At 63.1% G+C, this 6,000-nt stretch carries 7 protein-coding genes and 1 pseudogene; 6 read left to right on the top strand and 2 right to left on the bottom strand.

Features of this window, described 5'->3' with window-relative positions; genetic code table 11:
* Both ASG63_RS15165 and ASG63_RS15160 read left to right on the top strand, forming a co-directional pair.
* Positions 1–184: pseudogene (locus ASG63_RS15165) on the top strand (IS630 family transposase); the annotation flags it as partial.
* 52 nt (positions 185–236) lie between these two features.
* Entirely contained in the window at positions 237–737 is a 501-nt protein-coding gene (locus ASG63_RS15160) for a DUF2867 domain-containing protein (RefSeq protein ID WP_056217953.1), read from the top strand.
* Positions 738–926: 189 nt separating this feature from the next.
* Here ASG63_RS15160 and frc read toward each other — a convergent pair whose 3' ends face one another.
* Together frc and ASG63_RS15150 are read right to left on the bottom strand one after the other, a co-directional pair.
* The gene (gene frc, locus ASG63_RS15155) at positions 927–2,177 is read right to left on the bottom strand and encodes a formyl-CoA transferase (RefSeq protein ID WP_056217950.1); all 1,251 of its coding nucleotides are present in this window, start codon (positions 2,175–2,177) and stop codon (positions 927–929) included.
* 122 nt (positions 2,178–2,299) lie between these two features.
* A complete protein-coding gene (locus ASG63_RS15150) occupies positions 2,300–2,728 on the bottom strand; it encodes a PAS domain-containing protein (RefSeq protein WP_056217947.1) in 429 nt (142 codons plus the stop codon).
* Positions 2,729–3,062: 334 nt separating this feature from the next.
* Between ASG63_RS15150 and ASG63_RS15145 the strand changes: the two genes are divergently transcribed.
* The 4 genes from ASG63_RS15145 (at position 3,063) to ASG63_RS15130 (ending at position 5,426) form a co-directional block, all read left to right on the top strand.
* Complete coding sequence (locus ASG63_RS15145) at positions 3,063–3,506, top strand: OsmC family protein (protein WP_056217944.1); 444 nt, start codon at positions 3,063–3,065, stop codon at positions 3,504–3,506.
* Between the two features lie 29 nt (positions 3,507–3,535).
* Complete coding sequence (locus ASG63_RS15140; RefSeq protein WP_056217941.1) at positions 3,536–3,931, top strand: YybH family protein; 396 nt, start codon at positions 3,536–3,538, stop codon at positions 3,929–3,931.
* A gap of 44 nt (positions 3,932–3,975) precedes the next feature.
* Positions 3,976–4,659: an alpha/beta hydrolase gene (locus tag ASG63_RS15135; RefSeq protein WP_056217938.1), complete on the top strand. Its 684-nt coding sequence runs from the start codon at positions 3,976–3,978 to the stop codon at positions 4,657–4,659.
* Positions 4,660–5,057: 398 nt separating this feature from the next.
* Positions 5,058–5,426, top strand: a complete 369-nt coding sequence (locus tag ASG63_RS15130) for a hypothetical protein (protein ID WP_056217934.1) — start codon at positions 5,058–5,060, stop codon at positions 5,424–5,426.
* The last annotated feature ends 574 nt before the right edge of the window (positions 5,427–6,000 follow it).

Below are 6,000 nucleotides of genomic sequence, written 5' to 3'. Positions count from 1 at the left end.
CTCACCCGAACTCAACCCGGTCGAGAACCTCTGGCAGTTCAWGCGGGACAACTGGMTCGGAAACCGGATCTTCCAATCCTACGACGACATCCTCGATCACTGCTGCGATGCCTGGAACAARATCATCGCCCAACCCTGGCGCCYCATGTCCATCGGACTGCGCCGATGGGCCCATGCGTTCTGATCAGTGAGGGTTGGTATGAGACTTCGGCCACCGCCCAGGTAGGAGAGAAAGCTTGGCTGAGACTCCACCGGTCCGACTTCTGCGCCCGCGCGAAGAGCTCGACTATAACGACACGCAGTCCGTAATCCTCCCGACGGCTGTCAGCCCGCTCGATGTCTGGAACGCTATCGCCTCGAAGCCGCGACCGCTCATGACCCTCGCCTTTCGCGTGAGGGATGCGATCGCAACCCGCTTCGGCGTCAAGGCCATCGGCGGCTTTTCCAGGGAGCGGCGGACCCATGTCTGCACGGGGGACAAACTGGATTTCTTCTTGGTGGAACAGAGTACGCCGGACATGCTCGTCCTGACCACGCGGGACCGGCATCTCGACGTCATGATCTGCCTCGCGACAGCTGGTCGCCGTCTCACGATCACCTCGTCGGTTGTGGTCCACAATGCGTTCGGCCGGGCCTACATGGCGCCAGTGGGGCCGATTCACCGAATGATCCTCGCCGCCGACCTGCGGCGCCTCGGGACGTCCCTTGCGCAAGATGCGTCTCGCTCCGGCATCTAACCCGTCACTGCGGCCCCGTGCCAGGATTTCCATGCCGCGGTCGTCCGGGCCGATGACGGACAAGCCGTATGGGCGAGCCTCGCCCCGGTACCAGAAAACGGAAATGGCGCGCCTCACGGCGCGCCATCTTACTTAATTCAGCGGCCTGTCCGAGAACAGGCCACTGGCGTTTCCGTTTCAGACGCCGCCTCAGACGGCGCGGGCCTGGTGCAACTGCTCGATCTGCTGCTGGGTATAGCCGAGATCGAGCAAGACTTCGTCGGTGTGCTCACCGAGCAGCGGGGAGGCCTTCACCTCGACTTGCATGTCGGAGAACTTGATCGGGCTGCCGACGGTCAGGTACGAGCCGAGCTTCGGGTGCGGCACCTCGACAACGGTGCCGCTGGCGCGCAACGACGGATCGTTGGCGATCTCCTTCATCGACAGCACCGGTGAGCACGGGATGTCGAACTTGCGCAGGATATCGACGGCCTCGAACTTCGTCTTGTCGGCGAGCCAAGCCTCGATCGTGCCAAAGATGTCCATGATCTTGTCCTGGCGGGCGCGGGCGGTGTTGTAGGCCGGATCGTCGATCCACTCATCCTTGCCGATCGCCTTACAGATCGGGGCCCAGGCATGACCCTGGATCGTGAAGTAGATGTAGGCGTTCGGATCGGTCTCCCAGCCCTTGCACTTCAGCACCCAGCCTGGCTGTCCACCGCCACCCGCGTTGCCGCCGCGCGGCACCACATCCGAGAACTCGCCGTGGGGGTACTGCGGGTATTCCTCCAGGTAGCCGAGGGCATCGAGACGCTGCTGGTCGCGCAGCTTGACGCGGCAAAGATTGAGCACCGAGTCCTGCATCGAGACGGCGACCTTCTGGCCCTTGCCGGTCTTGTTTTTCTGGTGAAGCGCTGTGAGAATGCCGATCGCCAGGTGCATGCCGGTGTTCGAATCACCGAGAGCCGCGGCGCTCACAGTAGGCGGACCGTCCCAGAAGCCAGTGGTGGAGGCCGCGCCGCCGGCACACTGCGCCACGTTCTCGTAGACCTTCAAGTCCTCGTAGTGGTGGCCATCCGAGAAGCCCTTCACCGACGCCAGGATCATGCCGGGATTGAGCTCCTGGATGCGGGACCAAGAGAAGCCCATGCGGTCGAGGGCGCCAGGGCCGAAGTTCTCGACCATGACATCGGATTGCTTGATTAGGTTCTCGAGGACTTCCTTGCCCTCGGGAGTCTTGGTGTCGAGCGTCAGGGAACGCTTGTTGGAGTTGAGCATGGTGAAGTAGAGCGCATCGGCATCCTCGACGTGGCGAAGCTGCGTGCGCGTCACGTCGCCGGCCCCAGGGCGCTCCACCTTGATCACGTCGGCGCCGAACCAGGCCAGTAGCTGGGTACAGGCCGGACCAGCCTGGACGTGGGTGAAATCGATGATCTTGATACCCTCGAGCGGCTTGCTCATCGTGGCGTTCTCCCTGTTGGCTCAGACGATTGTCGAAGTTCGCGGCTTGCCCGGTCGATCCGGGTTCTGGGTTGGCCGGAAACCCGTGGTGGGTGATCCCGGCGGTCTGTCGCGCCTCGCCCTCAGGCGACGCGGGATTCGAGGGCCGCCAAGCGGCGGCGTAGTTCACGCTCGTCGTTCCAGCGCTGGGTTTCATCGCGGATGATCGCGGCGATACCCGTAACGGCGTTGTCGAGGCCGTGGATCAGCCCGACCGTGAAGGCGATGGAGAGCGTGTGGCCATCCTTATGGATGGCTGGGACTCGCAGGACGTCGGCACCGTACTTGGTGACGCCCGTCTTCATGGTCTTGGCATAGCCCTCCCAGTGGCGCCGGCGCTGACGCTCCGGGGTGATGAGATCGAGAGACTGACCGACCGCCTCCTCCGCCGCGTACCCGAAGATCCGCGTCGCGGCGGGATTCCACACGGTGATCGCACCGCTCGTGTCCGACACCACAACGGCATCGCCGGCTGCTGCCACCAGGACAGCAAAATCGATCGGGCTCGTCATGCGCTGACCCTCATCTCCCTGTCCGTGCTGCGGATATCGTCTCCGTCGCCCGGTTTATCGACCGGGCGGGCTCGAACCTGGGGCGAGACGATGGTCATCCATCGGCATGGAACACTCCCCTCTTTGTCCGTCAGACTTGAAGCCGTTCGATGGCGTCGGAAGGACTTGGTATTTTTCGCTGTTCCAATCGTTGGTATTTGGTATGCCAACGTAGATAAGGTGTCAACTCGCGGAGCTGACGTCAATTGCCCCAGGGAGCTTGGGCCTTGGTGACAGCGTTCTCGGATGACGCCGGCACGCTGCAGGCAACGAGAATCGGCAGGGGAGAGCCGCCATGGGTCCAGGCCCGAGCATCACGATCACTCAGATCGAGGGCTACAAGTTCGCGATCGATTTCGGTGGAATCCTGCCCCACCTGATGGTCGATGAGGCCATTCCCATCGGCAGCGGCGAAGGCCCGTTCCCCGAACAGCTCCTCGTCTCTTCGGTGACGAACTGCCTGTGCGCCAGCCTCGTCTTCGCGCTCGGTAAGTATAAGCAAGAGGCCGGCAGCATCCGGGCCGAGGCGCACTGCGAGGTCACCCGCAACGCCGAGAACCGTCTGCGCATCGCCGGCATCGCGGTCGCGATCAGCCTCGGGGCGACCGCCGACTCCGTACCCCGCATCGACCGGGTGCTGGAGCAGTTCCAGCGCTTCTGCACGGTTTCCGAAAGCGTGCAGGCCGGCATCCCCGTCGTCGTCTCTGTCCGGGACAGTGCCGGCACGCTGCTCACCTGAGCCTTATGCTTTTCCAGGAAGGAGTCGCCATGACGACATCACCGAAAGTCTCCGGCCAGAACCCGCCGATCGCCCACGAGCCGGAAGACCTCGCCCGCCTCTTCAACGAACGCGCCAATGCAGGCGACGTGGACGGCCTCGTTGCCCTCTACGAGCCCGATGCGGTGCTGGCGGCCGGGAAGGTCGTGGCCACCGGACACGGCGAGATCCGGCAATTCTATGCCGACCTCTTGGCGCGCAAGTCTGATTTTCCGGTCGCCGAGACCCTCCCGGCGATCCGGAACGGCGATCACGCCATGACCTTCGCGCGACTGCCCAACGGGACGATCTCGGCTGAAACCGCACGGCGCCAGGCCGATGGCGGATGGCGCTGGCTGATCGATCAACTGAAGATCAAGCCCCTCCAGGCGGACATGGCCGGTTGACTGACGCCTCCCCTCCGACTGCTTCCGAAACCCAGGGTTCCCGCTTGATCGATCCCCGCCTCGCCGGCCGGCTCGCCTTCGCGCACCGGCTCCCCACCAAGGAGCCTCTTCCCCCCGGTCGCCATTGTCTCGGGCTGTTCGCCGAGCGGGACGCGATCCTCGTGGTACCCGAAAGCGTCGATCCACGCCGGCCAACACCTCTCGTGGTCCTGTTCCATGGTGGTGGCGGCAGCGCAGAGAAGATCCTGCCGATGCTGGAGGCCCATGCCCAAGCGCGGGGCTTCCTACTGTTGGCACCCCAATCGATGTTCCCGACTTGGGATCTCGTCATTGGCGGCCATGGACCCGACCGCGAGCGTGTCGACGAGGCTTTGGCCGAGGTGAGCACCCGTTACCTACTCGATCCGACGCATCTGATTTTCGCGGGCCACTCGGATGGTGGCAGCTACACGCTCTCCCTCGGCCTAGCCAACGGGCATGTGGTCACCCATCTCCTCGTCTCCTCGGCCGGCTTCCTGTCCGTTCACCTGCAATCGGGCGTTCCACGGATCTTCCTTTCCCATGGAATCCGCGACGAGCAGATTCCGATCGATCGCAGCGCGCGGGTTCATGTCGCCCGGTTGCGGGAGGCCGGATACCCGGTCATGGCAGTCGAGTACGACGGCCCCCACGCCTACAGCCCAGTCATCGTCGCGCAGGGCGTCGATTTCGTTCTCGCCGCAGCATAGCTGCCGGAAACCGCAGGTAGCGCGGAGATCCATCCCGTCGAATCCGGTACGGGCCCTCTCTTTTATGTTGGTGCAGTGCATCGCGGATCAGCAACCTGCTCTGGGACCAGCGCAGTCACCACTGAACCCAGCTACCGCGGTAACCCCATCCGCCGGCGTATTCATGCCGACTGCGCCAGGGAATGCAGGCCTGCCAGACGGATCTGGCGCCCCCCCTTGGCAGATCCGATGCGTGCGGTCCTGCGTGTTTGCGCGGTCATCCCGCCATCTTGAAATATGCCCGCAATTCACAACGCAGCCTCCCGAACGTGACGATCGCGCTGCTTTTAATCCGATTTTTACAAGATGATTCTTCTCTAAGGTCAGACTAGACTATCCTGGACTGGGGTGCATACGTGATGGAAGCAGCCGAGAAACCCCTCCTCGTGGATTCGCTCGATCAGGAAGCGGAGCGGATTCGGAACATCTTCAGCACTTCGTTCCCCCACTCGAGCGACGATCTGAATCGTCTGATTCCTGAGAACTTTACGGATACGTTGTCCCGTAGGTCTGAGCCCACGCCGAAGGCGGAGACCGACGAGTTCGACTGGTCGATCACGCTCGCGAACATCGAGGCGATCGTCGATGCCAGTAACGCCAGCAAGAGCTCGGTGGCTGACGCGGAGCGGCGGGCTGAAATTGCCGAAGCCAAAGCCCGGGAGGCGATCCATTGGCTCCGCCTTCTCCATGAAGCCGTCCTGAAGGGGATGCCTGCTCCATCTGTCTAGGGCATCAGGCCTGCCCAGGATCACCGATTCTGCAGCATCGCGACGGTTGGAACGCTGGCAGCGTTGCGATCGAGAGCGACTTCGCGTGTCCCTCGGCGCTCAGCCACCGCGGCAGGGGCCGCGAAAAAGATCCTCTGAAGCCTTGCGCCGAAACAGCGTCCGCCAGCGTCGTCGTCGATGCTTCGGGCGAGCGTGGTTGATGTGGCAGTGCTGACAGGAAGCGACGAGGTTCATGCCCGCATTGTTAGCGATGGCTTGATCGCGATGCGCCGTCACCAGAACCACGTGTTGAGCGTACCTGCTTGAGGCCGACAGCTGTCCCAACCGAGACGGCGACCGCTTGGTCGGCGCAATCCCAGACCGTTGTCGCGACATCCCATCAGCGGCCATCACCAAGATGGAAGACGACCTCTCGATAAGCCGCCCACTCCCTCGCAACGATCGCGCGCTCGGAGCGGATCACGGCCGAAAGTTCCGGCCAGTCGATTGCATAGAAGGCGAGGTCTACGCGGCGGATTGGCATCACCAGCAAAAGGCCACGCATTTCGGGGACTGAAAAGTGCCCGATCTTCAG

The organism is Methylobacterium sp. Leaf94 (genome assembly GCF_001426045.1).
In the GTDB taxonomy this organism is placed as follows: Bacteria; Pseudomonadota; Alphaproteobacteria; order Rhizobiales; family Beijerinckiaceae; genus Methylobacterium.
This window is presented reverse-complemented; position numbering and strand designations above follow the sequence as displayed.